Annotated in this window: 19 protein-coding genes and 1 pseudogene; 11 read left to right on the forward strand and 9 right to left on the reverse strand. The window is 72.7% G+C overall.

Annotation, left to right across the window (positions count from 1 at the left end):
- The 5 genes from IAG44_RS08575 to IAG44_RS08600 all read left to right on the forward strand — a co-directional run bounded on the left by IAG44_RS08575 (nt 1) and on the right by IAG44_RS08600 (nt 5,179).
- A complete protein-coding gene (locus IAG44_RS08575; RefSeq protein ID WP_187746530.1) occupies nt 1-1,353 on the forward strand; it encodes a sulfate adenylyltransferase subunit 1 in 1,353 nt (450 codons plus the stop codon).
- 235 nt (nt 1,354-1,588) lie between these two features.
- Nucleotides 1,589-2,698, forward strand: a complete 1,110-nt coding sequence (locus IAG44_RS08585; protein WP_187746532.1) for an aliphatic sulfonate ABC transporter substrate-binding protein — start codon at nt 1,589-1,591, stop codon at nt 2,696-2,698.
- 26 nt (nt 2,699-2,724) lie between these two features.
- Complete coding sequence (locus IAG44_RS08590) at nt 2,725-3,513, forward strand: ABC transporter ATP-binding protein (protein WP_187746533.1); 789 nt, start codon at nt 2,725-2,727, stop codon at nt 3,511-3,513.
- Nucleotides 3,500-4,384, forward strand: coding sequence for an ABC transporter permease (locus IAG44_RS08595; RefSeq protein ID WP_187746534.1), 885 nt, complete (start codon nt 3,500-3,502; stop codon nt 4,382-4,384). Before IAG44_RS08590 ends, IAG44_RS08595 begins: the two co-directional genes overlap by 14 nt.
- A 6-nt stretch (nt 4,385-4,390) precedes the next feature.
- Nucleotides 4,391-5,179, forward strand: a complete 789-nt coding sequence (locus IAG44_RS08600) for a sirohydrochlorin chelatase (RefSeq protein WP_187746535.1) — start codon at nt 4,391-4,393, stop codon at nt 5,177-5,179.
- Here IAG44_RS08600 and IAG44_RS08605 read toward each other — a convergent pair.
- Both IAG44_RS08605 and IAG44_RS08610 read right to left on the reverse strand, forming a co-directional pair.
- Nucleotides 5,116-5,694, reverse strand: coding sequence for a TIGR03086 family metal-binding protein (locus IAG44_RS08605; RefSeq protein ID WP_187746536.1), 579 nt, complete (start codon nt 5,692-5,694; stop codon nt 5,116-5,118). The two genes, IAG44_RS08600 and IAG44_RS08605, sit on opposite strands and share 64 nt — an antisense overlap.
- Nucleotides 5,695-5,704: 10 nt before the next feature.
- A complete protein-coding gene (locus IAG44_RS08610) occupies nt 5,705-6,733 on the reverse strand; it encodes a ketopantoate reductase family protein (RefSeq protein WP_187746537.1) in 1,029 nt (342 codons plus the stop codon).
- Between the two features lie 23 nt (nt 6,734-6,756).
- On the opposite strand from IAG44_RS08610, the pseudogene IAG44_RS08615 reads away from it, so the two are divergent.
- Nucleotides 6,757-7,588, forward strand: a pseudogene (locus tag IAG44_RS08615) (aldo/keto reductase).
- Here IAG44_RS08615 and IAG44_RS08620 read toward each other — a convergent pair.
- Nucleotides 7,577-8,128, reverse strand: coding sequence for a DUF1697 domain-containing protein (locus tag IAG44_RS08620; protein WP_187752578.1), 552 nt, complete (start codon nt 8,126-8,128; stop codon nt 7,577-7,579). The pseudogene IAG44_RS08615 and the gene IAG44_RS08620 sit on opposite strands and share 12 nt — an antisense overlap.
- Before the next feature lie 264 nt (nt 8,129-8,392).
- On the opposite strand from IAG44_RS08620, the gene IAG44_RS08625 reads away from it, so the two are divergent.
- Nucleotides 8,393-10,627 carry an MMPL family transporter gene (locus IAG44_RS08625; RefSeq protein WP_187746539.1) on the forward strand — a complete coding sequence of 745 codons (2,235 nt, stop codon included), beginning with the start codon at nt 8,393-8,395 and terminating at the stop codon, nt 10,625-10,627.
- 58 nt (nt 10,628-10,685) lie between these two features.
- On the opposite strand, the gene erm is transcribed toward IAG44_RS08625, so the two are convergent.
- From erm to IAG44_RS08645, 4 genes are all read right to left on the reverse strand, one after another.
- Nucleotides 10,686-11,462: an ErmE/ErmH/ErmO/ErmR family 23S rRNA (adenine(2058)-N(6))-methyltransferase gene (erm, locus tag IAG44_RS08630; RefSeq protein ID WP_187746540.1), complete on the reverse strand. Its 777-nt coding sequence runs from the start codon at nt 11,460-11,462 to the stop codon at nt 10,686-10,688.
- A 305-nt stretch (nt 11,463-11,767) separates the two neighbouring features.
- The gene (locus tag IAG44_RS08635; RefSeq protein WP_187746541.1) at nt 11,768-13,087 is read right to left on the reverse strand and encodes an ABC transporter substrate-binding protein; all 1,320 of its coding nucleotides are present in this window, start codon (nt 13,085-13,087) and stop codon (nt 11,768-11,770) included.
- The gene (locus IAG44_RS08640; RefSeq protein WP_425508430.1) at nt 13,087-13,989 is read right to left on the reverse strand and encodes a carbohydrate ABC transporter permease; all 903 of its coding nucleotides are present in this window, start codon (nt 13,987-13,989) and stop codon (nt 13,087-13,089) included. The genes IAG44_RS08635 and IAG44_RS08640 overlap by 1 nt, the downstream gene beginning before the upstream one ends.
- The gene (locus tag IAG44_RS08645; protein ID WP_246561583.1) at nt 13,911-14,798 is read right to left on the reverse strand and encodes a carbohydrate ABC transporter permease; all 888 of its coding nucleotides are present in this window, start codon (nt 14,796-14,798) and stop codon (nt 13,911-13,913) included. The genes IAG44_RS08640 and IAG44_RS08645 overlap by 79 nt, the downstream gene beginning before the upstream one ends.
- A gap of 412 nt (nt 14,799-15,210) precedes the next feature.
- Between IAG44_RS08645 and IAG44_RS08650 the strand changes: the two genes are divergently transcribed.
- Nucleotides 15,211-16,068, forward strand: coding sequence for a phosphotransferase enzyme family protein (locus IAG44_RS08650; RefSeq protein WP_187746543.1), 858 nt, complete (start codon nt 15,211-15,213; stop codon nt 16,066-16,068).
- Between the two features lie 10 nt (nt 16,069-16,078).
- On the opposite strand, the gene IAG44_RS08655 is transcribed toward IAG44_RS08650, so the two are convergent.
- On the reverse strand, nt 16,079-16,801 hold the full coding sequence (locus tag IAG44_RS08655; protein ID WP_187746544.1) for a 3'-5' exonuclease: 723 nt from the start codon (nt 16,799-16,801) through the stop codon (nt 16,079-16,081).
- 109 nt (nt 16,802-16,910) lie between these two features.
- Nucleotides 16,911-18,149 (reverse strand): SAV2148 family HEPN domain-containing protein, encoded by a 1,239-nt coding sequence (locus IAG44_RS08660; RefSeq protein ID WP_187746545.1) that lies wholly within the window; start codon nt 18,147-18,149, stop codon nt 16,911-16,913.
- Nucleotides 18,150-18,381: 232 nt separating this feature from the next.
- On the opposite strand from IAG44_RS08660, the gene glgX reads away from it, so the two are divergent.
- The 3 genes from glgX to IAG44_RS08675 all read left to right on the forward strand — a co-directional run bounded on the left by glgX (nt 18,382) and on the right by IAG44_RS08675 (nt 24,345).
- Entirely contained in the window at nt 18,382-20,487 is a 2,106-nt protein-coding gene (glgX, locus tag IAG44_RS08665; RefSeq protein WP_187746546.1) for a glycogen debranching protein GlgX, read from the forward strand.
- A 115-nt stretch (nt 20,488-20,602) separates the two neighbouring features.
- Nucleotides 20,603-22,927 carry a malto-oligosyltrehalose synthase gene (treY, locus tag IAG44_RS08670; RefSeq protein WP_187746547.1) on the forward strand — a complete coding sequence of 775 codons (2,325 nt, stop codon included), beginning with the start codon at nt 20,603-20,605 and terminating at the stop codon, nt 22,925-22,927.
- A 176-nt stretch (nt 22,928-23,103) separates the two neighbouring features.
- Complete coding sequence (locus IAG44_RS08675) at nt 23,104-24,345, forward strand: M14 family zinc carboxypeptidase (RefSeq protein WP_246561585.1); 1,242 nt, start codon at nt 23,104-23,106, stop codon at nt 24,343-24,345.
- Nucleotides 24,346-24,354: the final 9 nt, after the last annotated feature.

The following is a 24,354-nucleotide window of genomic DNA, read 5'->3' on the forward strand; positions in this document are numbered from 1 at the left end:
ATGAGCACGACACTCCCCAGCACGACTCCCGCCGGGACCACGCTCACGGAGACGACGCTGCTGCGGTTCGCGACCGCCGGCTCCGTGGACGACGGCAAGTCGACCCTCGTCGGCCGGCTGCTGCACGACTCCAAGTCGGTCCTCGTGGACCAACTGGAGGCCGTGGAGCGGGCGTCGGCCTCACGCGGCCAAGAGGCCCCGGATCTCGCCCTGTTGACGGACGGCCTGCGCGCCGAGCGCGAGCAGGGCATCACGATCGACGTGGCCTACCGCTACTTCGCCACCGCCGCACGCCGGTTCATCCTCGCCGACACGCCAGGGCACGTGCAGTACACCCGCAACATGGTGACGGGTGCCTCCACGGCCGAGCTGACGGTGATCCTCGTCGACGCCCGCAACGGCGTCGTCGAGCAGACCCGCCGGCACGCGGCGATCGCGGCCCTGCTGCGCGTCCCGCACGTCGTCCTCGCCGTCAACAAGATGGACCTGGTCGACTACGAGGAGGGCGTGTTCGCGGCGATCGCCGAGGAATTCACGGCGTACGCGCTCGAACTCGGCGTCCCCGAGGTCACCGCGATCCCGATCTCGGCGCTGGCCGGCGACAACGTCGTGGAGCCGTCGGCGCACATGGACTGGTACGGCGGCCCGACGGTCCTCGAACACCTGGAGACCGTCCCCGTCGCCCACGACCTGGCGCACTGCCACGCGCGGCTGCCCGTGCAGTTCGTGATCCGGCCGCAGACCGCCGAGCACCCCGACTACCGGGGCTACGCGGGCCAGATCGCCGCCGGTTCGTTCCGGGTCGGCGAGGCCGTCACCGTCCTGCCGTCGGGGCGCGCCTCGCGGATCGCGGGGATCGACCTGCTGGGCGTGCCGGTCGAGGAGGCGTGGACGACGCAGTCGGTGACGGTCCTCCTGGAGGACGACATCGACGTGTCGCGCGGCGACCTGATCGTGCCGAGCAAGGACGCCCCGGCGACGACACAGGACGTCGAGGCGACCGTCTGCCACGTCGCGGACCAGCCGCTGACGGTCGGGCACCGCGTCCTGATCAAGCACGGCACACGCACGGTGAAGGCGATCGTCAAGGACATCCCGTCCCGGCTCACACTCGACGACCTGTCCCTGCACCCGCACCCGGGACAGCTCGTCGCCAACGACATCGGCCGGGTGAAGATCCGCACGGCCGAGCCGCTGCCCGTCGACTCGTACGCCGACTCGCGCCGCACCGGCTCGTTCATCCTGATCGACCCGGCCGACGGCACCACGCTGACGGCCGGCATGGTCGGCGAGTCCTTCGCCGCCCCGGAGCCCGTCAAGGACGCGTCGGACGACGACGGTTGGGACTTCTGACGATGACTCGGACCGACTTCTACTCGACGTTCGCGAAGGAGGGCGGCCGGGTCGGCAGCGGCGCCCTCGGCAGCGGGCAGGGCGGGGTGGCCCGATGTGCGCGCTGACGTACGCGCACCGCTCGCGCGCCCTGTCCCCCCACCGGACGTCCCGTCACCGACGAAAACCCACTGCCGAACTCCCGGCCACGGCCTGAGAGACCGTGACCGCCGGGCCAACGAGAGGAAACCCTCCCGTGCCTGCCTCCTCCCCGCTTCCGCGCCGCGGTCTCGCGGTGGCCGCCGCGCTCCCCCTGTTCACCCTGGCCGCCTGCGGCTACGGCTCCGAGTCCAAGGACACCTCCGCCGAGCAGAAGGTCGCCGCCGGCGCGCAGAAGACCGACGGACTGGACTCCGTCAAGATCGGCTACTTCGGCAACCTCACCCATGGCACGGCGCTGGTGGGCCGTCAGCAGGGCTTCTTCCAGAAGGCGCTCGGCGCGACCAAGGCCGAGTACGCGACGTTCAACGCGGGCCCCTCGGAGATCGAGGCGCTGAACGCGAAGTCGATCGACATCGGCTGGATCGGCCCCTCCCCCTCGATCAACGGCTACACCGCCTCGAACGGCACCAACCTGCGGATCGTCGGGGGGTCGGCGTCGGGCGGCGTGAAGCTGGTGGTGAACCCGGCGAAGATCAAGACCCTGGCGGACGTCAAGGGCAAGAAGATCGCGACCCCGCAGGCCGGCAACACGCAGGACGTGGCGTTCCTCAACTGGATCGCCGAGCAGGGCTGGAAGGTCGACGCGAAGAGCGGCAAGGGTGACGTCTCCGTCGTCCGCACCGACAACAAGATCACCCCGGACGCCTACAAGTCCGGTTCCATCGACGGCGCGTGGGTGCCGGAGCCGACCGCGTCGAAGCTGGTCGCCGAGGGCGCGAAGGTGCTGCTCGACGAGGCGTCGCTGTGGCCGGACAAGAAGTTCGTCATCACGAACATCATCGTGCGCCAGGACTTCCTGAAGGAGCACCCGGCGGCCGTCGAGGCGGTCCTGAAGGCGTCCGTCGAGACGAACAAGTGGATCAACGCCAACCCGGACCAGGCGAAGGCCGTCGCCAACGCCCGGCTCGCCGAGGACTCCGGCAAGGCGCTCCCGGCGAAGGTCCTCGACCCGGCGTGGAAGTCCATCCAGTTCATCGACGACCCGCTGGCCGCCACCCTCGACGCCCAGGCGGCGCACGCGGTCAAGGCGGGCCTGCTCACCAAGCCGAAGCTCGACGGCATCTACGACCTGACGCTGCTGAACAAGGTCCTCAAGGCCGAGGGCGCGAGCCCGGTCGACGACGCCGGTCTCGGCGTCAAGTAACCCGACACTCCCAGGAGGTGACGACCATGGCCACTGCCCTCGCCAAGGCGGCCGAAGGGGCCGAGTCGGTGGAGCACGCCGCACGGATCCAGCACGTCTCGAAGTCCTTCACCGGACCCGCGGGCTCGCAGCTCGTCCTGGACGACATCACGCTCGACGTCGCGCCGGGCGAGTTCGTCACCCTCCTGGGGGCCTCCGGCTGCGGCAAGTCGACCCTGCTCAACCTCGTGGCCGGGCTCGACGAGCCGTCCGCCGGGACCATCGCCACGGACGGGCGGCCGTCCCTGATGTTCCAGGAACACGCCCTGTTCCCATGGCTGACCGCGGGCAAGAACATCGAACTCGCCCTGAAACTGGGGGGAGTTCCCAAGCCGGAGCGGCGCCCCAGGGCCGAGGAACTGCTCGAACTGGTGCGGCTGAAGGGCTCGTACGGCAAGCGCGTCCACGAACTGTCCGGCGGGATGCGCCAGCGGGTGGCGCTGGCGCGCGCGCTCGCCCAGGACAGCCGGCTGCTGCTGATGGACGAGCCGTTCGCCGCGCTCGACGCCATCACACGGGACGTCCTGCACGACGAACTGACCCGGATCTGGGCCGAGACGGGCCTGTCGGTGCTGTTCGTCACGCACAACGTGCGCGAGGCGGTGCGGCTCGCGCAGCGCGTCGTGCTGCTGTCGTCGCGGCCCGGCCGGGTGGCCCGCGAGTGGACCGTGGACATCCCGCAGCCGCGCCGCATCGAGGACGCCCCGGTGGCCGAACTGTCCCTGGAGATCACCGAAGTACTGCGTGGGGAGATCAGCCGCCATGGCCAGCAGTGAGACGAAGCCCGCTCCGGCCCCGGGCGGTGTCGAGGCCGGCCTCGACGCGCTGGAGACCCAGGTCACCGGGCGCGTCCCGTGGACGACGACCCTGCGCACCAAGGTGCTGCCGCCGGTCACCGCGATCGTGGTCGTGCTGGTGGTCTGGCAGGCCCTGATCAGCTTCGGGATCGTCGACGACCCGGTGAAACTGCCCTCCCCGGGCGACGTCGCCGCCGAGTTCAAGGACGCCTGGCTCCAGGGCGAACTGCTGGGCTACATCTGGACCAGCGTCTCGCGCGGTCTGCTGGGCTTCCTCATGGCGCTCGCCATCGGGACCCCGCTGGGGCTGCTGGTGGCCCGCGTGAAGTTCGTGCGGGCGGCGATCGGGCCGATCCTGTCGGGGCTCCAGTCGCTGCCGTCGGTGGCGTGGGTGCCGCCGGCGGTGATCTGGCTCGGGCTGAACAACTCGATGATGTACGCGGTGATCCTGCTGGGCGCGGTGCCGTCCATCGCCAACGGCCTGGTGTCCGGCATCGACCAGGTGCCGCCGCTGTTCCTGCGCGCGGGCCGCACACTGGGCGCGACCGGCGTCAAGGGGGCCTGGCACATCGTCATGCCGGCCGCGCTGCCCGGGTATCTCGCGGGCCTGAAGCAGGGCTGGGCGTTCTCGTGGCGCTCGCTGATGGCCGCCGAGATCATCGCGTCCTCGCCCGATCTGGGCCTGGGGCTCGGCGCGTTGCTGGAGTTCGGGCGCAACGCGAACTCCATGGCGATGGTGTTCGAGGCGATCATCCTCATCCTGTTCGTCGGCATCGCGATCGACCTGCTGATCTTCAGCCCGCTGGAGCGGCGGGTGCTGCGCGGTCGCGGCCTGCTGGTGAAGAGCTGAGCCGCCGTGTTCCGTAAGCCGGTTCGCCCCGTCCTTCTGGTGGTCGCCCACGGCAGCCGTGACCCCCGGCACGCGGCGACCGTGCACGCCCTGGTGCGGCGGGTGCGGTCGCTGCGGCGGGGGCTGCGCGTGGAGACCGGCTTCCTCGACTTCAACTCCCCTTCCGTCCCTGAGGTGTTGGAGTCACTGGCGGCGGAAGGGGTGCGTGACGTGGTGGCGTTGCCGCTGCTGCTGACGCGGGCCTTCCACGCCAAGGCGGACATCCCGGCCGTCCTCGCGGACGCGCCGGGCGCCCTGCGGATCCGGCAGGCGGCGGTCCTCGGGCCCTCGCCGCTGCTGCTCACGGCGCTCGAACGCCGCCTGGCCCAGGCGGGGTTGACGCCCGCCGACAAGTCCTCGACCGGGGTCGTGCTGGCCTCGGCGGGGTCCACCGACCCGGAGGCGATCGCGGTGATCGCCGACATCGCGCGGGAGTGGTGGCACACCGGCTGGTGTGCCGTGCGGCCCGCGTTCGCCTCCGCCTCCCTGCCCCGCACCGAGGACGCGGTACGGGAGCTGCGCGACCTCGGCTGCCGCCGCGTCGCCGTCGCACCGTACGTCCTCGCGCCCGGGTTCCTCCCCGACCGCATCGCGCGCGGGGCGGCCGGCGCGGACGTCCTCGCCGACGTCCTCGGCCCGGCGCCCGAGGTGGCGCGGCTGCTGCTGCGCCGGTACGACGAGGCGCGCGGGGCTCAGCCGATCCTCGGGTCGCGCCCGCTGGCGGCCAGCGCGCGGGCGAACACCGGGGCGTCGTAGGGGAGTTCGACGGGCGCGGCGAAACCGTCGTACTGGCGGTAGAGGTCGGCGTGCCTGAGCACCACGTCCAGGACCAGGGCGGCGGTCCCCTCGGAGACGTGGAACTCCTGGCCAGTGGCGGTCGCGACGTCCCAGCCGTGTACGGCGGTCTCCTTGATCAGGAGGCCAGCCAGGTCGGTCGCGGGCAGGGTGGCGTAGCCCAGGTCGATCTCGCCCTCCCAGGCGGCGGGGTCGGACCAGGCGGCCAGCGCGCGGTCCAGTTGGGCGGCGTAGGCGTCGGCCCAGTCGGGGTCGGCGGTGAAATCGGTTTCCGTGAGTTTCCCGGGGAGCTGGGTGCGCAGGGCGCGGTGCTCCAGGCCGTGGGAGGTGTAGAGGACCCAGTGGTTGACCAGGGTGCGCAGGTCCCAGCCGGTGCAGGGGGTGGGGTCGCCGAGCCGGGCCGCCGGGACGCCGTGGGCGATCCGGGCGGCCTCGGCGGCGCATTCGACGAGGTGGGCATGGCTGTCGTTCGTCATACGGGCCACGCTAGGCGCGGTCCGCCCCGCCTTCTTGAACAAACGCGACAGCGTCGTCCGCGAGCCTCAGCAGCTCCTCGACCGGCAGCGATCCGGCCGGGCGGCGTGCGCGGGCGAACTCGTTGGCGAGGCGCTGGAGGAGGGAGTTCAGCGGGGTCGGGACGCCGTGGAGGCGGCCGAGGAGGGCGATCTCGCCGTTGAGGTAGTCGGCCTCGATGCTGCCGGTGCCGCGCGCGAGGGACTGCCAGGAGGAGCCGCCGCCGCGCGGGGCGCCGGGCAGCGGGCGGAGGGTGATCTTGTCGCCGCGCAGGGCCCTCTCCTCGTCGGCGCCCGTGTACTCGATCCCCGCCGCCTTCAGCACCGCCTCGCCCTCCGCCCGCACCTGCTCCCACAGGGCCGCCGCGCCGTCCGAACCGGCCACCGCCTCAAGGGCGTTGCCGAGGTTGGTGAGGAGTTTCGCGTACTGCCAGCGGGTGACGTCGGGGACGACGGGCGCCTCGAACTTCGCCGCCTCCAGGTCTTCGGCGATGCGGTGGGCGGTGGCGTCCGTGCCGTGCGGGTAGCGGCCGAGGTGGAGGATGCCGGTGAGCGGGGAGCCGGCGGCGGAGACCACGCCGGGTTCGACGTGGGCGGACGGCAGCCAGACGCAGACGCCGTACACGCGGGCGAACCGGCGCAGCGCGAGGCGTTGGCTCTCCACGCCGTTCTGCGCGCACAGCAGGGGGAGCCGGTCCGCCGCCGTCCCGCCCCCGGCGACCGGCGCCGGGCCCCACGCGGCGAGGGCGGCCTCGCTGTCCTGCGTCTTGACGGCGAGGACCAGCACGTCGTCGGCGCGCAGCTCGCCGAGCGCTCCGGGGCCGTCGACGACCGGCAGCCGACAGGTCAACTCGCCCTCGGGGACGTGCAGTCGCAGCCCGTGCTCCTTCAGCGCCGCGTGGTGCGCGCCGCGCGCGACCAGGACGACGTCCCGGCCGGCGCCCGCGAGCCGCCCGCCGATCGTGCCGCCGACCGCTCCTGCTCCGATGATGATGTAGCGCATGGGACGAGCGTAGGGTCTCGCGGGTGACCTTTGAGAAGACGTTCGCACTCGGCGGTGAACTGCCCCGTCCGCCGCCTCGGTTTCGGCACCGCCCAGCTCACCGGGCCCGGCTACTGGGGGCCGCGCGGGGACGCCCGGGACGCCGTCGCCGTGCTGCGGCGGGCCGTGGAGCGCGGGGTGACGCTGATCGACACGGCTGACAACTACGGGCCGTGCGTAGCCGAGGAGTTGATCGCCGAGGCGCTGTGGCCGTACCCGGCCGGGCTGGTGATCGCGACCAAGGGCGGGGTGGTGCGGACGAGCGACAGCGCCTGGCACGTCGACGGGCGGCCGGAGCGGCTGCGGGAGATGTGCGAGGCGAGCCTGCGCCGGCTGCGGACCGACCGCATCGACCTGTACCAGCTGCACCGGCTCGACCCGAGCGTCCCGCTCGCCGAACAGCTCGGCGTGCTCGACGAGTTGAGGGCCGAGGGGAAGATCCGGCTGATCGGCCTCGACACGGTGACGCCGGAACAGCTTCTGGACGCCTTGGAGTTGACGTCGATCGCGTCCGTCCAGAACCGGTACCACCTGCGGGACCGGTCCTCCGAGGCGCTGCTGACGGTGTGTGAGGAACGCGGGATCGCCTTCCTGCCGTGGTTCCCGCTGGGCGACGGCGCCCTCCTCACCGACCCGGCCTGCGCGCGCCTGGCCGCCGCGCACGGGGTGAGCGCGGGCCAGGTCGCGCTGGCCTGGCTGCTGCACCGGTCCCCGGTGCTCTGCCCGACGCCGGGGACGGGCACGCTCGCGCACCTGGAGGAGAACCTGGACGCCGGTGAGCTGCGGCTGTCGGAGGGGGAACTGCTAGCCCTGTGAGGTGAGTTCGGCGAGTTTCGTCACCGTGTTCCAGTTGCGGGTGGTGGCGATCAGGCCCTTCGTCACGCGGGGCCGGGCGAGCTGTTCGGCGAGCTTGGAGCGGCCGAGGCCGTCGGGGGCGTAGAGGTAGAGGGCGCGGTCGCCGAGGCGGAACTCCTCGGGGAGGAGGGCGGGTTGGTCGATCCCGGCGAAGCGTTCGGCGTCGACGGGGGCGGAGAAGTAGGTGACGTGGAGCTGCTTCGGCTCCAACTCGCCTGCCGGGAACGGGCATTCCTCGACGACCGACGCGAGGTAGGCATGGTCGCGGACGACGACGTCGACGGTGAAGCCGAAGTGCTTCTCGATCGCCGCCTCCAACTCGGCGGCGAGGGAGGTCTCGTCGCCGTGGTCCGCGCTGAACACGGCCTGGCCGCTCTGGAGATGGGTGCGGACGGCGCCGTGGCCCAGGGTCTCCAGGAGGGCGCGCAGGTCGGCCATGGGGAGCCTGCGGTGGCCGCCCACGTTGATGCCGCGCAGGAGGGCGGCGTACGTCGTCGTCAAGGGTTCACCCGTCGTCATGGGGTCACCCTAGGGTGCCATCGCCGCCGGTCAGGGCGGCGCGCCCCTGAGAGGGGCCGGGTGCGACCCCGATGTGTGTAGGGGGCCGTCGTCCTCCGCTGCGGTGAGAGGGCGCGCTCCATGGGGATGACGTCGCGGGCCCGCACTTCACCGGTCAGCACGACGAGTGGTTCTTATCCGGGCCATACCTTCGAAGCGAAGGTGATGACAGCGGGTCGTCACCCGGTCCGAGGGGGATGGCCGGTCATGGGGAAGGCAGACGTGCGGGTGCGGGGCTTCGCGGCCCGCGCCGGGGGGTGGAGCGCCCGCCACCGATGGGCGGCCGTGGGGATCTGGGTGCTGTTCGTGGTCCTGGCGATGGGTCTCGGCTCGGCGATGGGCCGGGTGGACGTCGGTGACGCGGACGGCCTCAAGGGCGAGACGCGCACCGCCGCGACGATCGTCAAGGACGCCGGCATCGAGGAACCGGCGGGCGAGACCGTCCTCGTGCAGGCCAAGGGCGACCGGCTCAAGGCGACGGACGCCGAGTTCAGGCGGGCCGTGACGGAGGTGATGGCCGCCGTCGACAGGACCGGCCGCGTCACCGACGTCACCTCCCCCTACGACTCGCGGACCATCTCCAAGGACGGGCGCAGCGCGCTCGTGCGGTTCGACATGCGCGGCGAGGCCGAGAGCGCCGGCGAGCGGGTGGAGCCGGTGCTGAAGGCGGTGGCCGACGTGCGGGAGCGGCACGCGGACACGCTGCGGATCGAGGAGATCGGCTCCGCCAGCATGAACAAGACGTTCGACGACGCGTTCGGCGACGACTTCAAGCAGGCCGAGTACTCCGCCGTCCCCGTCGCGCTGGGCATCCTGCTCATCGCGTTCGGCGCACTGGTCGCGGCGCTGCTGCCGGTGGCGCTGGCGCTCACGGCGATCATGGCGACGGTGGGCCTGATGGGCGTCGTCAGCCACATCCAGCCGATGAGCGACACCGCCGACTCGGTGATGCTGCTGGTGGGGCTCGCCGTCGGCGTCGACTACTGCCTGTTCTACCTGCGCCGGGAGCGCGAGGAGCGGGACGCCGGGCGCGATCCGCAGACGGCGCTCAGGATCGCGGCGGCGACCAGCGGGCGGGCGATCGTGGTCTCCGGGGTCACGGTGTGCGTGGCGATGGCGGGCATGCTGTTCACGGGGCTCGCCGAGTTCGAGGCGATGGGGCTGGCCTCGCTGATGGTGGTCGCCGTCGCGATGGTCGGTTCGGTCACGGTGCTGCCCGCGCTGCTGTCGCTGCTGGGCACGCGGGTCGAGAAGGGCCGGCTGCCGTTCCTGCGCCGGCGGCCCGGCCGGGGCGGGGAGAGCCGGCTGTGGTCGGCCGTCCTGAAGCGGGTCCTCGCGCGGCCGTGGGTGTCGGTGGCCGTCGCGGGCGGCGCGCTCCTCGCGATCACCGCACCGGCGCTCGGCATGAAGACCCAGAACCTCACGCTGGAGCAGGAGTTCGGGGACCGGCTGCCCATCGTCCAGACGTACGTGCGGGTCAACGAGGCGTTCCCCGGGGGTACCGCGCCGGCCGAGGTCGTCGTCAAGGCGCGGGACATCTCGGCGCCCGACGTCCGGTCCGCGCTTGAGGAGTTCAAGGTGCGGGCGGTCGAGTCGGGGGCCTCGCGCGGGCCCGTCGAGATCAAGGTGCACCAGCGGCAGAATCTCGCCTACGTGTATGTCCCGCTGGTCGGCGGCTCCGATCTGGACGCGGCGGGCAAGAGCCTGGTGAAGCTGCGGGACGAGGTGCGGCCGGCGACGCTCGGCACGGTGGCGGGAGTTCAGGCGCCGGTCACCGGGGACGTGGCCGGCTCGCACGACTTCAACGAGCAACTCGTGGGCTCCGTCGCCCCGGTGTTCGTGTTCGTCGTCGTCTTCGCGTTCCTGCTGATGCTGCTCTCGTTCCGCTCGCTCACCGTCGCGCTCACCTCGATCGCCCTCAACCTCCTTTCCGTGGGCGCCGCTTACGGGATCCTCGTCGCCGTGTTCCAGCACGGCTGGGGCGCCTCGCTGGTCGGCGCGGAAGGGGTCGGGGCGGTCGTGACCTGGCTGCCGCTGTTCCTCTTCGTCATCCTCTTCGGCCTCTCGATGGACTACCACGTCTTCGTGGTCTCCCGGATCCGCGAGGCCCGGGTGCGCGGCCGGTCCACCGCGGACGCCATCACCCACGGCGTCGTCACCACCGCCGGGGTCGTCACCAGCGCCGCCGTCATCATGGTCGCCGTCTTCGCGATCTTCGGGACGCTGTCCATGCAGTCGATGAAGCAGATGGGGGTCGGTCTCGCGGCGGCCGTCCTCATCGACGCGACGGTCATCCGGGGGGTGCTGCTGCCCGCGGTGATGGCGCTGCTCGGGGAGCGGAACTGGTATCTGCCGCGGTGGTTGCGGTGGCTGCCGGACATGACGCACGACGAGTCGCCGGCGGAGCCGGTAGAAGAGCCGAAGGTGCCGTCGCGGGTGTGAACCGGCCTGGGCCGAGGGCCCGTTGACTTCCAGGAGGAGTCGACGGGCCCTCGGTTGTTCACGCCAGTACGTCGAACAGCCGCAGCCACTCCCCCGGCGTCACCTCGCCCACCAGTGCCCGTGGGTCCACCCCCGCCGTCCGGAACGCCGCGTCCACCCTCCGCCTGGGGCACACCCTGCGCAGCGAGGCGTGCAGGGAGCCGCCGACGCCGGAGAAGCCCGCCTCGACCAGCTCGCCCCACCTCCCGTACGCGCCCGGCGCGACCAACGGCGTCCGGCGCCGCTCGATCCGCACCACCCCGGCGTCCACCCGGGGCGCCGGGCGGAACCGCGTCCGTCCGACCCGTCCGACCAGCCGCCACTCGTACCGGGGCCAGGTTCGGACGGTCAGCAGGGTCCAACTCCCGTAGTCCCCGGTGCGTTTGCGGGCGTACTCCAGCTGGGTCATGAGCGTCGCGTCGGTGAGGCCGGGCGCCCGCAGGCACCAGTCGACGATGGCCACCGTGCGGGAGAACGGCACGTTCCCGGCGACGGAGAACGGCGTGCGCGGTGGCCGTGCGGCGAGGAAGTCGCCGCCGATCACCGTGACTTGAGGCATCCCGGCGAACCGGGTGCGCAGCCCCGGCAGGAGCCCGGGGTCGATCTCGTAGGCGCGCAGCTCGCGGCAGCGCGGGGCGAGGTGTTCGGTCAACGCGCCTTTGCCCGCGCCGACTTCGAGCATCAGCGGGGCGTGGTCCGTGAACGGCACGGCGAGTCGGGCGAGTTGTCGCGCGGCGGAGCGGTCCGCGAGGAAGTTCTGCGAGAGCGCACGCGCGGATCGGGAGGGGCGGGCCATGGCCGACGTCCTTGTTCTTCCGGATTTTGGGGAAACGGGCAGCCGTGACCCCGACCGGAAGACAGGAAAAAGGCACGCCGATCAGGCGTGTGAGAGTGATGGACGACCCGGCGGCTCAGCCGTCAGCGGGCGTCGTACCTCGGACCGGTCGGGGTTCCGGGGCCACGACGCGTCCGAATGGAGTGCGTGGTGCCCCGGCCGAGACCGGTGTCGAAGATCGCGCAAATGCCTGCCACGGGGCCGACGTTAGGCGGACCGACCCTGCGCGGGCAACGTATTTTCAGCGCCGGCAGCGGGCGCGTTTTTCAGCGCTGGTAGCGGGCCAGCACCAGGTTCCCGTCCTTCTCCAGGCGCCGGCGCAGCTCACCGAGGCCGATCGCCCCGCTGTAGTACTCCTGGAGCGCGGGGGTGGCGACCTTGTCCTTCCACTCCGGGTAGCCGCGTACGGACTGCGCGGGCGCGGGGACGAGGTGGCCGGCGAGGGCCGTGCCGGTGGCCCAGCCGTGGTCCGGGGTGTGCAGGGCGGGGTCCTTCAGGGCGGCCGTGCCGGTGGGGAGCATCCAGTCGCCGAGGGCGAGGCGGACCATGTTCGCGGGGCGCAGGAGGAAGTCGAGGAAGGCCGCCGCCTCCTTCTTGTGGGGGCTGTCCTCGGCGATGGAGAGGGTCTGCGGGCTGACGCCCTGGGTGAGTCCGGCGGCGCCCGCGGGCGCGGGGAGCACCTGCCACTCGAAGCCCTCGGGGGCCTGCTGGGAGATCTGCTGACGGTAGGAGAAGCCGAGCGGGACCATCGCGTACTTGCCGGCGAAAAAGCCGGGGAGCGTGTCCGAACCGCCGCTGCCCAGCGTCGAGTTCGCGGCGCTGTGGTCGGTGTTGACCTGGTCGTGGACCGTGCGCGGCACGACCTCGTCGCCGGTGTCCATACGGACGGTGACCTTGCCGTCGTCGCCCCGGTGGAAGAGCCGGCCGCCTGCCGAGAGGGAGAGGTTGAGGGTCGCGGAGACGGGTTCGCGCAGGGGCCAGGCGACGCCGAACCTGCCGTCGCCGCTGAGCTGTCGGGTGACGCTCCTGAACTCCGGCCAGGTCCAAGGGTGTTGGGGTGTGGGGATGCGGACGCCGGACTCACGCAGCCACTTCGCGTTGGCGATCAGCACCCGGGGTTCCTGGAGGAAGGGAACGCCGTAGACGCCGTCACCGAAGGTCGTGGTGGCCCAACTCCGCGCGGGGATGTCGGACTTGAGGCGTTGCGGAAGGAGGCCGGTCAGGTCGGCGAGGTAACCCCCGTACGCGAAGTCGGCGAGGTCGTCGGAGGCGTCATGGATGACGTCGGGCGCCTCGCCGCCCTCGAAGGAGGTGAGGAGCTGGTCGTGGACGCTGTCCCAACTCCCCTGCACGTACTCGACCTTGACGCCGGGATGGGTGGCGTTCCACTCGTCGACGAGGTCCTTGGTGGCCGCGACGGACTCGTCCTGCCACGCGAGGGACTGGAAACGCAGGGTGACCCGGCCGTCGTCACGGGAGTCGGAGGAGTCGGAGGAGCAGGCCGCGAGGAGGACGAGGAGGAGCGCGACAACGAGGTTCAGCGGGCCGGCCCCGAAGCGTCGCGGTTTCACCCTCTTGGAGAACATCAGCTCTTCACCGCCCCCGCCAACAGCCCACCCGTGATCCTGCGTTGGACGAACGCGAACACGACCAGCGACGGCAGCGTCGCGAGGAACGACGCGGCGGCCAGCGGCCCGAGGTCGGCGACGCCCTCCGCGCCGATGAAGTGCGTGAGGATCACCGGCAGCGTCTGCCGCTCCGGTGTCTTCAGCAGGACCAGCGCGAAGAAGAACTCGTTCCAGGCGGTGACGAACGCGAACATCGCCGTCGCCGCGATCCCCGGCGCCAGCAGGGGCGCGGTCACCGACACGAGCGTCCGCAGCCGCCCGGCCCCGTCGACGGCCGCCGCCTCCTCCAACTCCCGTGGCACGGCGCGGACATACCCGGTGAGCATCCACAGCGCGAACGGCAGCGCCCACACCACGTACACGATCACCAGCCCGGCGGGCGAGTCGATCAGCCGCAGGTTCTTCAGCAGCAGGAACAGCGGGATGATCAGCAGCACGAACGGGAACGCCTGACTGACGACCACCCACCCGCTCACGGCCCGCGCGAGCCGCGTCCGGCGCCGCGCGAGGACGTAGGCCATCGGGGTGGCGACGAGGACGGCGATCAGCGCGGCGGCGAGCGCGACGAGCAGCGAGTTCAACCCGGCGCGCAGCAGGGGCTGTTCGTCGAACGCCTGCCGGAAGTTGCTGAACGTCGGGTCCCTGGGGATCCAGGTCGGATGTGAACTGCCCAGTTCCCGGGGTGGTTTGAACGCGGTGGACAGCAGCCACAGCAACGGGAAGGCGAGGAAGGCGAGATACGCGAGCAGCGCGGCGTACTGCGCGGCGCGCCCCGCCCGCCTCACGACTCGGCTCCCCGGGTGAGCCGTCCGGCGAGGAACACCGACAGGCACACCGCGACGACCGCGACCATCACGCATCCCATCGCCGCCGCGTAGCCGAACTGGCCGTAGCGGAAGGCTTCCTCGTAGGCGAACAGCATCGGCAGGCGGGTGCGTCCGCCGGGTCCGCCGCTGGTCAGGACGTAGACCAGGGCGAAGGAGTTGAAGTTCCAGATGAAGTTGAGGGCGGTGATCGCGAGGGCGACCGGTCTCAGCGCGGGCCAGGTGACCGCGCGGAACCTCCGCCAGGCGCCCGCGCCGTCCACCTGTGCCGCCTCGTGCAGTTCACGCGGGGTGTTCTGGAGGCCGGCGAGCAGGGCGACGGTCGTCGTCGGCAGGCCCGCCCAGACGCCGACGACGATCACGGCGGGCAGCGCCGTCCCGAGCCCGCCGAGCCAATCCCGGCCGTCGCCGAGCCCCACGCTTCGCAGCGTCTCGTTGAGGATCCCGGCGTCGGGGTGGTAGACGAGCCGCCACATGATGCCGACGACGACCTCGGGCATCGCCCACGGCACGATCGCCAGCGCCCGCGCGAGCCAGCCGAGGCGCAGGCCCTGGTTGAGGAGCGACGCGAGTCCGAGCGCCAGCAGGAACTGGGGGACCGTCACGCCGAACGCCCACACGAGGCCGATCCTGAACGACTCCCAGAACAGCGTGTCGTGCAGCAGGTCCCGGAAGTTGAGCGACCCGATCCACTGGGTGGCCCGCGTGCGCCCCGACTGCGCGTCCGTGAACGCGAGGGAGATCCCGTACAGCAGGGGGCCCACGCTCAGGACGAGGATCGGCACCAGCGCGGGCAGCACCAGAAACCACGCGCCCCGGTCCAGCACTCCCTGCCGCACCCTCACACGCCACCCCTTCCGCCGGGCCCCGCCATGGTCGTGAACCCGTCCACCTCCGTCAAGACACCGCGCGCACGGTCCCACCAGTGGGAATGCGACACTGACGCGCACGTGGCCGAATCCCGACGGGGCCCTCCGGGGTCCTCCGGGGCCCTCGGGGCGGTCGTGGTCGGGGGACGCCGGAGGGCACGCCATGGCGGTACGGGCGGGCCGGGGGACGGCGCGGGCTGGGCCGGAGGCGGTACAGGCCCGGCCGGAGGCGGTGCAGGCCGGGGGACAGCGCGGGCGGGCCGGGCCCTCTCGTCGGTGGCCCCTCGGTGAGGATGAGGACGAACGGCGGGTGCACGGCGACGGCCGCGCGCCCCCGGTGAGTAGGCAGTGGCGGCCGGCCGGTCGCCCCGTGGAAAGAGGCAGATCGATGGACGAGGCACGGGCGCGTGAGGTGCTGGCTCAGGCCGAGGTGGCGGGCGCGGCGGGCGCGCGGCTGCTGGCGCTCGGGGAGAACGCCGTGTTCGCGGTGGGCGAGCTGGTCGTGAAGGTCGGCCGGGACGCCGAGCTGCTGGAGCGGGCGCGACGGGAGCTGGCGGTCGCCGGGTGGCTGGAGCGGGCGGGGGTGCCGGCGGTGCGCGCGGCCTCGGCCGACGCGTCGCTGGTCGACGGGCATCCGGTGACCGTGTGGCACCGGCTCCCGGACGCCGTGCGGCCCGCCGAACCCCGCGACCTGGCCGGGCTGCTGCGCCTCGTGCACGCCCTGCCCGCGCCCCCGTTCGTCCTGCCCCCGCGCGATCTGCTGTCCGGTGTGGAGCGCTGGCTGCGGCTCGCGGGCGACGCGATCGACCCCGCGGACGCGGCGTACCTGCGTGAGCGCCGCGACGGTTTCGCGGCGGCGGCCGCCGCCCTCACCCCTCACCTTCCGCCGGGTCCCGTCCACGGCGACGCCCTCCCCCGCAACGTCCACATCACCCCCGAGGGTCCCGTCCTGATCGACCTGGAGACGTTCTCGACGGATCTGCGCGAGCACGACCTGGTCGTCATGGCCCTCTCCCACGACCGCTACGCCCTCCCCACCCCCGCCTACGACGCCTTCACCGCCGCCTACGGCTGGGACGTCCGCGCCTGGTCCGGCTGCGCCACTCTCCGGGGCGCCCGGGAGACGGCCAGTTGCGCCTGGGTGGCCCAGCACACCCCCACCAACCCCAAGGCCCGTACGGAGTTCAGCCGCCGGGTCGCCTCCCTGCGCACGGGCGACGAGTCGGTCCGCTGGTACCCGTTCTGACGGGCCGTCCTCAGACCTCCTGCGCCACGACCTCCCGCAGCGGCCACACCCCGTCCACCACGGCGTCGGCGTCGCCCTTTCTCCGCAGGAACGCCTGGAAGTCGGCCGCCCACTGCGCGTACCACTCCACCTGGCTGCGGTGCAGTTCCGCCACACCCAGCTCCCCCACCTTGGGGTGGCGTCCTGCGACGGCACGGGCGAGGCGGGCGGCGGCCAGGGCGTCGGCGGAGGCGTCGTGCGCGGCGTCGAGGCGTATGCCGTACTCCGCGCAGACGGCTTCGAGGTTGCGCTTGCCGCGCCGGTAGCGGTCGACGTGCCGGTCGATGGTGTACGGGTCGACGACCGGCGCGGGCGGCTCGCCGTCCAGCCGCTCCCGCAGGGACGGCAGTCCGTGCCGGCGCAGTTCGGCGGAGAGCAGTGTGAGGTCGAACGAGGCGTTGTAGGCGACGACGGGGACCCCGGCCCGCCAGGCGTCGACGAGGGCGCGGGCGACGGCGTCGGCGACGACTCCGGCGGGCTGTCCCTGTGTGCTCGCGCGTTCGTTGCTGATGCCGTGCACGGCGACCGCGTCCGCGGGGATCTCGACCCCCGGGTCGGCCAGCCATTCGCGGCTCCCGCGCACCTCGCCGTCCACGACCTCGATCACGGCCGCGGTGACGATGCGTGCCTCCCGCGGGTCCGTCCCCGTGGTCTCCAGGTCGAACCCGATCATCAGCTCCTGGTGCCAGGCCATGAAAGGCCCCCCTTCTCGGTGGTGCTTCCCCCAGTGGTCTCCAACCCTCCCACGAGCCACTGACAATCGGAGGACCCCCTTCCGCATCCCCCGCACCGAACCGCCGATTTCAGGACACAGGGCGTGAATCAGTCCAGGCCAGCTCGAACTCCTCCCGGTATGCCGGGAACAGCCCGCCCTCGTCGGCCCCGTCCGCCTTCACCACCCGGTGTCCGCCGCGCAGCACCAGCACCGGCGCCTCCATCCCGCGCATCCCCCGCAGGTACGACTGGACGACCGCGACCCCGTCGGCCCCGTCCCCGTCCACGAGGTACGCGGTGAAGCGCGGCGTCTCGTCGTACACCTGGATCTGGAAGGCGCCGGGATCGCGCAACTGGGAGCGCACGCGCCGCATGTGCAGGATGTTCATCTCGACGGCGCGGCTCAATTCACCCCGTTTCATACCGAGTTCCCGCTCGCGCCGTTTGACGGCGCTGGAGGCGGGGTTGATGAACAGCAGCCGCACCCGGCTGCCCGACTCGGCCAGCCGCACCAGCCGGCGGCCGGAGAAGTTCTGCACGAGGAGGTTGAGCCCGATGCCGATGGCGTCGATCCGCCGCGCGCCCCCGAACAGGTCCTCGGCGGGGAACTGCCGCATGAGACGCACCCGGTCGGAGTGGACGGCGACGACGTCGGCGTACCGGTCGCCGACCAGGTCCTCGACGGCGTCGACGGGCAGCCGGCGCGCGGACGGCACGTCACCGCTCGTGCCCAGCATCTCCAGCAGGCGCGCGGACGCGCGTTCCGCCTGGCTCAGCACCGCCTTGGACAGCGCCCGGTTGCGGGAGACGACGTTGCGGGTCACCTCCAGCTCGTCCAGGGCGAGTTCGACGTCGCGCCGCTCGTCGAAGTACGGCTCGAAACAGGGCCAGTGCTGGACCATCAGCTCGCGCAGCTGCGGGAGCGTCAGGAACGAGATGACGTTGTCGTCGGCCGGGTCGAGGAGATAGCCCTTGCGGCGGCTGACCTCGCGCACGGCGACCGCGCGCTGCACCCACTCCTGCCCCGCGGGCCCGGCGGCGGCCACCACCCACTCGTCGCCGTGCACGGGCTCGTACACGGGCCGCAGCACGGCCGACACGACGGCCCGCAGCCGCTGTTCGACGAGGTTCAGCCAGATGTAGGCCCGGCCGGCGCGCTGCGCGCGGGTGCGCACCTCGTGCCAGGCGTCGGCGTCCCAGTCCAGCTCCGGTCCGATGGCCCCCGCGTCCATGGGTCTGGCCAGCGACACCGTGCCGGGCGGGGCGTCCGCCGAGCCGCCCTCGTGACCCTCGTCACCAGGGGGCAGCTCCAGCCCTCCCGAGCCCACCCAAGCACCGCCTTCCGCTCACCTGAGCTCCGCCGTCCCAACGATCAAGGAAGGGTACTCCGGGAGCGGTCGGCGGTGCAGCCGGATGGACAGGGTCGCTTCGGACCGCCTTGAATCCATCGCCCTCGGGATGGGGAGGAAGTGAGCGGAGCAGCGAGTTGGACAACTGGACGGATCCCGGTTCGCCCTACGGTCGTACAACCACACGTCCCACACCTGGAAGAGTCGTCCCATGCAGGTCTGGCCTGGACAGGCGTACCCCCTCGGTGCCACGTACGACGGCGCCGGTACGAACTTCGCCCTCTTCACGGAGGCCGCGGACCGAGTGGAGCTGTGTCTGCTGCACGACGACGGCTCGGAGACGGCGGTGGAGCTGCGCGAGAGCGACGCGTTCGTGCGCCACGCCTACCTGCCCGGGGTGATGCCCGGCCAGCGCTACGGCTTCCGCGTGCACGGCCCCTACGAGCCCGCGCGCGGGCTGCGCTGCAACTCGGCGAAGCTGCTCCTCGACCCGTACGCGCGCGCGGTCAGCGGGTCGGTGCGCTGGGGCGAGGAGGTGTACGGCTATCCCTTCGGCGCCCCGGACAAGCGCAACGACCTGGACTCCGCGCCGCACATGATGACGTCGGTCGTGGTGAACCCGTACTTCGACTGGGGCGACGACCGGCCCCCGCGCACCGAGTACCACCGCACGGTGCTCTACGAGGCCCATGTGAAGGGCCTGACGATGCTCCACCCGGCGCTGCCGCCGGAGCTGCGGGGCACGTACGCGGGGCTCGCGCACCCGGCGGTGATCGAGCACCTGACGCGGCTCGGGGTGACGGCGCTGGAGCTGATGCCGGTGCACCAGTTCGTCAACGACCACCGGCTCGTCGACCTCGGTCTGAACAACTACTGGGGCTACAACACGATCGGGTTCTTCGCCCCGCACAACGCGTACGCGTCCTGGGGCGACCGGGGGCAGCAGGTCCTGGAGTTCAAGTCGGCGGTCCGCGCGCTGCACGACGCGGGCATCGAGGTCGTCCTGGACGTCGTCTACAACCACACCGCCGAGGGCAACCACCTGGGGCCCACGCTGTCGTTCCGGGGCATCGACAACGGGAGCTACTACCGGCTGGCGGACGACCGGCGCTACTACACGGACACCACGGGCACCGGGAACTCGCTGCTGATGCGGTCCCCGCACGTCCTCCAGATGATCATGGACTCGCTGCGGTACTGGGTGACCGAGATGCACGTGGACGGGTTCCGCTTCGACCTCGCGGCGACCCTCGCGCGCCAGTTCCACGAGGTGGACCGGCTGTCGTCGTTCTTCGACCTCGTGCAGCAGGACCCGGTGGTGTCCCAGGTGAAGCTGATCGCCGAGCCCTGGGACGTCGGCGAGGGCGGCTACCAGGTGGGCAACTTCCCGCCCCTGTGGACGGAGTGGAACGGCAAGTACCGCGACACCGTGCGCGACCTGTGGCGGGGCGAGCAGCGCACGCTCGCGGAGTTCGCGTCCCGGCTGACCGGCTCCTCCGACCTCTACCAGGACGACGGGCGCCGGCCGCTGGCCTCCGTCAACTTCGTGACCTGCCACGACGGTTTCACGCTGCGCGACCTGGTGTCCTACGACGAGAAGCACAACGAGGCCAACGGGGAGGGCAACCAGGACGGCGAGAGCCACAACCGGTCCTGGAACTGCGGCGTCGAGGGCGACACCGACGACCCCGGGGTGCTGCGCCTGCGCGCCCGCCAGGCACGCAACTTCGTCGCGACCCTGATGCTGTCCCAGGGGGTGCCGATGATCAGCCACGGCGACGAGTTCGGGCGCACCCAGCGCGGCAACAACAACGCGTACTGCCAGGACAGTGAGCTGTCCTGGGTGCACTGGCCCGAGGACGACGACGGCGACCTGCTCGCCTTCACGCGCGCGCTGGTCGGGCTGCGGCGCGAGCACCCCGTCTTCCGGCGCCGGCGCTTCTTCCACGGGCGGCCCGTCGAGGGCACTCACGACGACCTCTCCGACATCGCCTGGTTCACGCCCGAGGGCCGCGAGATGACCGACCAGGACTGGACCTCCGCGACGGCCTCCGCCCTCACGGTCTTCCTCAACGGGCGCGCCATCTCCGAGCCGGGACCGCGCGGCGAACGCATCACCGACGACTCCTTCCTCCTCATGTTCAACCCCTCCCCCCGCTCCCTCACCTTCACCGTCCCCGTCGACCACGGCCCCCGATGGCGCCTCGTCCTCGACACCGACCACCCCACCCTCACCGCCCCCACCCCCAAGATCTCCGCCGGCGACCAGCTCTCCCTGATCGACCGAAGCGTGGTGGTACTCCAACGCCCGGCGTAGCACGGGGGTTCCCGGGGAGGCACTCGCGCTTGCCGGCCGTCCTGCCGGCGAGCCGGTTCCGCCGTATACGCGCGCGCCGGTACACAACCTCCCTCCCCCGGGTACCTAGACCTGCATGACCCCTGAGCGCCCCGTCCCCACGGCCACCTACCGGCTGCAGCTCCAGCCCTCGTTCACGTTCGCGGACGCCGCACGGGCGGTGCCGTACCTGGCACGGCTGGGGGTGTCGCATCTGCATCTGTCGCCGGTGCTCGAAGCGGTGCCGGGTTCGGCGCACGGGTACGACGTGGTGGATCACGCGCGGGTGCGGGGGGAACTGGGCGGCGAGGAGGGGCTGAGGGCGCTGGCGGGCGCGGCGCGTGAGCGGGGGCTCGGGCTGGTCGTGGACGTCGTGCCGAACCACATGGCGATGGCCCCGAGACACAACCGGGCGCTGTGGGCGGTGCTCAGGGAGGGCCCGGAGTCGGCGTACGCGCGCTGGTTCGACGTCGACTGGGAGGCGCAGGGCGGGCGGATCCTGGTGCCGGTGCTCGGCGGGCCCGTGGGCGAGGAGCGGGAGCACCTGCGGGTCGAGGACGGGACGCTGCGCTACCACGACCACGTCCTGCCGCTGCGCGAGGGCACGGCCGGCCTGCCGCTGCCGGAGCTGCTGGAGGCCCAGTGGTACCGCCCGGTGTGGTGGCGGCTGGCCCGCACGGAGCTCAACTACCGGCGTTTCTTCAGCATCTCGGAGCTGATCGGCGTGCGCGTGGAGGACCCGGACGTCTTCGAGGCCACCCACGGCACCCTGCTGCGCCTCCTGGACGACGGCGTCCTGGACGGCCTGCGCGTCGACCACCCCGACGGCCTCGCCGACCCGGACGCCTACCTGGAACGCCTGCACCGGGCGACGAAGGGCCGCTGGACGGTCGTCGAGAAGATCCTCGCGGCCGGTGAACCCCTGCCCCGGGCCTGGCCGGTGGCGGGAACGACCGGCTACGACGCGCTACGGCACGTGGACGGCCTTTTCACGGACCCGGCGGGCTGGGAGACCCTGCGGTCCCTCTACGGGCGTCACACGGCCGCTGAGGCGGATCGGGGCGGCGACTGGCCGGCGACCGTCAGGCGGGCCGCGTACACGACGCTCGCCCACGAACTCGCCGCCGAGCTGGACCGCCTGACCCGCACGGCCGTCCGCGCCTGCGCCGCCTCCCCCGATCCCGCCGCGAGCGACCGCGCCCCGTGGGCCCTGCGCACCGCCCTGACCGAACTCCTGGTCCGCATGGAGGTCTACCGCCCCTACCCGTCGGCCGACCCGGCGTCCGTGCTCACGCGCGACGCCGCCCGCGAGGCCCGCGCGGCGTTCGCGGTGCCGGAGGAGGCCCGCGCGGTGGACGTCGTCCGGAACCTGCTCGTGGCGCCCGCCGAGACCGGCGCCGAGGCGACCGAGCTGCGCACCCGTTTCGCCCAGACGTCCTCCGCCCTGCGCGCCAAGTCCGTGGAGGACACGGCGTTCTACCGGTTCACGCCCCTGCTGTCGGCGACGGAGGTGGGCGGCGACCCGGGCGACCCGGCGGTGTCGCCGGACGCGTTCCACGCGTACTGCGCGCGCGTGCAGCGCGACTGGCCGGCCGGCGGCACGGCCGTGTCCACGCACGACACGAAGCGCAGCGCCGACGTCCGCGCGGCCCTGGCGGTGCTCACCGAGTGCCCCGAGCGGTGGACCGCACTCGTCGCCGGGCTCCCGGCGTGCGCGGACGGCCACTTCACGTGGGCGGCCTGGCAGACGGTGTTCGGCCTCGGCCCCGCCGACCCCGCGCGCCTGCGCGAGGCGCTGCTGAAGCACGTGCGCGAGGCGGGCCTGCGCACGAGCTGGACGGAACGGAACGAGCCGTACGAACAGGCGGTGGCGGCGTTCGCCGACGCGGGCCCCGCAGGCGCGGACCGGGTGCTCGCCGCGCGCGCGGAACTCGCCCCGCACATCCGGGCGAACGTCCTGGGCACCGCCCTGGTCCACCTGACGATGCCGGGCGTCCCGGACGTCTACCAGGGCACCGAGACCGAGTACCGGGCCCTCGTCGACCCCGACAACCGGCGCCCGGCCCGGTTCCCTCCGGCCGACCCGGACGAGAAGGCCGCCCTGACGGCCGCCGCGCTGCGCCTGCGCCGCCGCCGTCCCGGCGTGTTCGGCACGGCGGCGGAGTACACCCCGCTCCCCGCGCGGGGCGACGCGGCCGGCCACTGTCTCGCGTACGTGCGCTCCGGGGCGGTCCTCGCGGCGGTGACGCGGCTGTCGCTGCGGCTGGCCGAGGCGGGCGGCTGGCGGGAGACGGTGCTGCCGCTGCCGCCGGGGCACTGGGCCGACGTCCTGGATCCCGGGCGGGTGTTCGAGGGGCACGTACGCGTGGAGGAGCTGTTCGGGGGTACCCCGGTGGCGTTGCTGGAGAGGGCGGTGGAGTGAGATCCGTCGGCGTACGCGCCTGATCACGCGCCCGGCGTGCGCGTGGGGGCCGCACTTCGATCACCGTGCTCCCCGTCGGCCCGTGCGTACCACCGGCAACCGGCGTCCTTGACAGCGCCAGACGGGCGTGGGGTAGTGGGGAGGGCGGAGCAGGACAGGTGTGACGGGGGTGAGTCTTGCCGGAGCCGCGCTATCCCACGCTGGCCGAACTGACCGAGGCCGCGCGGGCGTTGACCGTACGGCGTCCTGGACTGTGCGGGATGCGCCAGGTCGGGGTGTCCCGTGCGGGACGTCCGCTGCACCTGCTGTCCGTCGGGCACGCGCGCCGCGCGGTCCTGGTCGTGGCGGGGGCGCACGCGAACGAGCCGACGGGCGGGCCGACGCTCCTGGCGGTCGCCGAACAGGTGCTGCGGGAGAGGCGGTTGCGCACCGGGAGGTCGTGGCACTTCCTGGTGTGCGCGGACCCGGACGGCGCGAGCCTGCACCGTACGCCCGCGCCGCGCAGCCTCCTGGACTACCACCTGGGTTTCTTCCGGCCGGCCGGTCCCGAGCAGCCGGAGTGGTCGCCCGCCGCGCTGCCCCCGGACCGGCTGCCGCCCGAGACGCGCGCGCTGACGGGCGTCATCGACGAGCTGCGGCCCTACCTCCAGGTGTCGCTGCACGGCACCGATCTGGGCGGCAGCTGGGTGCAGTTGACGCGCGACATACCGGGTCTCGCGGCGCCGTTCGCGAGATCGGCGGCGCGGCTACGGATACCGGTGGAGACGGGCGCCTCGGACGCGGCGGGCTGGCCGGTGTCGGGGCCCGGCGTCCACGTGATGCCGGGCCCCGGCGCGGGCGCGGCGTACCCGAGCATGCCGGACGACGCGCGGCACAGCACCTGGTACCGCACGCACCGCTACGGGGGCCTCACGGCGGTCGTGGAGGTGCCGATGTGGGCGAGCGACCTGGTGGACGACCGGGCGCCCCACCCGGACCCGCCGGCGGCGCTGCGGCACCTGGCGCACCGGCTGCTGTGCGACGCGCGCAAGGTCGAGGAGGTCCACCGGGAGGCGCTGCCCCGCCTGTACGCGCCCGAGGGGCCCCTTCTGCGCGCCGCGCGCTGGGGCCTGGACCTGGTGCCGGGCCTGGCCTCGGACTGGGCGCACACGCCCCCGGCGGACACCACCCGCGCCTACGTCAGCAGTGTCGACGCGTTCGCGCGCCGGCTGCCGCTGCGGGCGGCGGCGATGCTGCTGCGGGTGCTGCGTGAGCACGACGACCGCGCGGCGGGCCGGCTCGAACACCTGGTGCGGGTGTGGAGCGCGTCGTTCGCCGACCACTTCCACGCCCGCTGGGTGCCGCTGCCCCACCAGGTGGAGCACCAGTCCCGCACGGTGGTGGCGGCGGCGCTGCACGCGCGCGGGAGGGCGGCCTAGGTGGCGGGG

This window comes from Streptomyces roseirectus (assembly GCF_014489635.1).
Classification (GTDB): Bacteria; Actinomycetota; Actinomycetes; order Streptomycetales; family Streptomycetaceae; genus Streptomyces; species Streptomyces roseirectus.

What these genes read in the sequence shown, in the direction of transcription:
- IAG44_RS08575 (WP_187746530.1), top strand. Translation starts at nt 1, where the DNA reads ATGAGCACGACACTCCCCAGCACGACTCCCGCCGGGACCACGCTCACG.
- IAG44_RS08590 (WP_187746533.1), top strand. Translation starts at nt 2,725, where the DNA reads ATGGCCACTGCCCTCGCCAAGGCGGCCGAAGGGGCCGAGTCGGTGGAG.
- IAG44_RS08595 (WP_187746534.1), top strand. Translation starts at nt 3,500, where the DNA reads ATGGCCAGCAGTGAGACGAAGCCCGCTCCGGCCCCGGGCGGTGTCGAG.
- IAG44_RS08605 (WP_187746536.1), bottom strand. Translation starts at nt 5,694, where the DNA reads ATGACGAACGACAGCCATGCCCACCTCGTCGAATGCGCCGCCGAGGCC.
- IAG44_RS08610 (WP_187746537.1), bottom strand. Translation starts at nt 6,733, where the DNA reads ATGCGCTACATCATCATCGGAGCAGGAGCGGTCGGCGGCACGATCGGC.
- IAG44_RS08625 (WP_187746539.1), top strand. Translation starts at nt 8,393, where the DNA reads ATGGGGAAGGCAGACGTGCGGGTGCGGGGCTTCGCGGCCCGCGCCGGG.
- erm (WP_187746540.1), bottom strand. Translation starts at nt 11,462, where the DNA reads ATGGCCCGCCCCTCCCGATCCGCGCGTGCGCTCTCGCAGAACTTCCTC.
- IAG44_RS08635 (WP_187746541.1), bottom strand. Translation starts at nt 13,087, where the DNA reads ATGTTCTCCAAGAGGGTGAAACCGCGACGCTTCGGGGCCGGCCCGCTG.
- IAG44_RS08640 (WP_425508430.1), bottom strand. Translation starts at nt 13,989, where the DNA reads ATGCGTGATGGTCGCGGTCGTCGCGGTGTGCCTGTCGGTGTTCCTCGC.
- IAG44_RS08650 (WP_187746543.1), top strand. Translation starts at nt 15,211, where the DNA reads ATGGACGAGGCACGGGCGCGTGAGGTGCTGGCTCAGGCCGAGGTGGCG.
- IAG44_RS08655 (WP_187746544.1), bottom strand. Translation starts at nt 16,801, where the DNA reads ATGGCCTGGCACCAGGAGCTGATGATCGGGTTCGACCTGGAGACCACG.
- glgX (WP_187746546.1), top strand. Translation starts at nt 18,382, where the DNA reads ATGCAGGTCTGGCCTGGACAGGCGTACCCCCTCGGTGCCACGTACGAC.
- treY (WP_187746547.1), top strand. Translation starts at nt 20,603, where the DNA reads ATGACCCCTGAGCGCCCCGTCCCCACGGCCACCTACCGGCTGCAGCTC.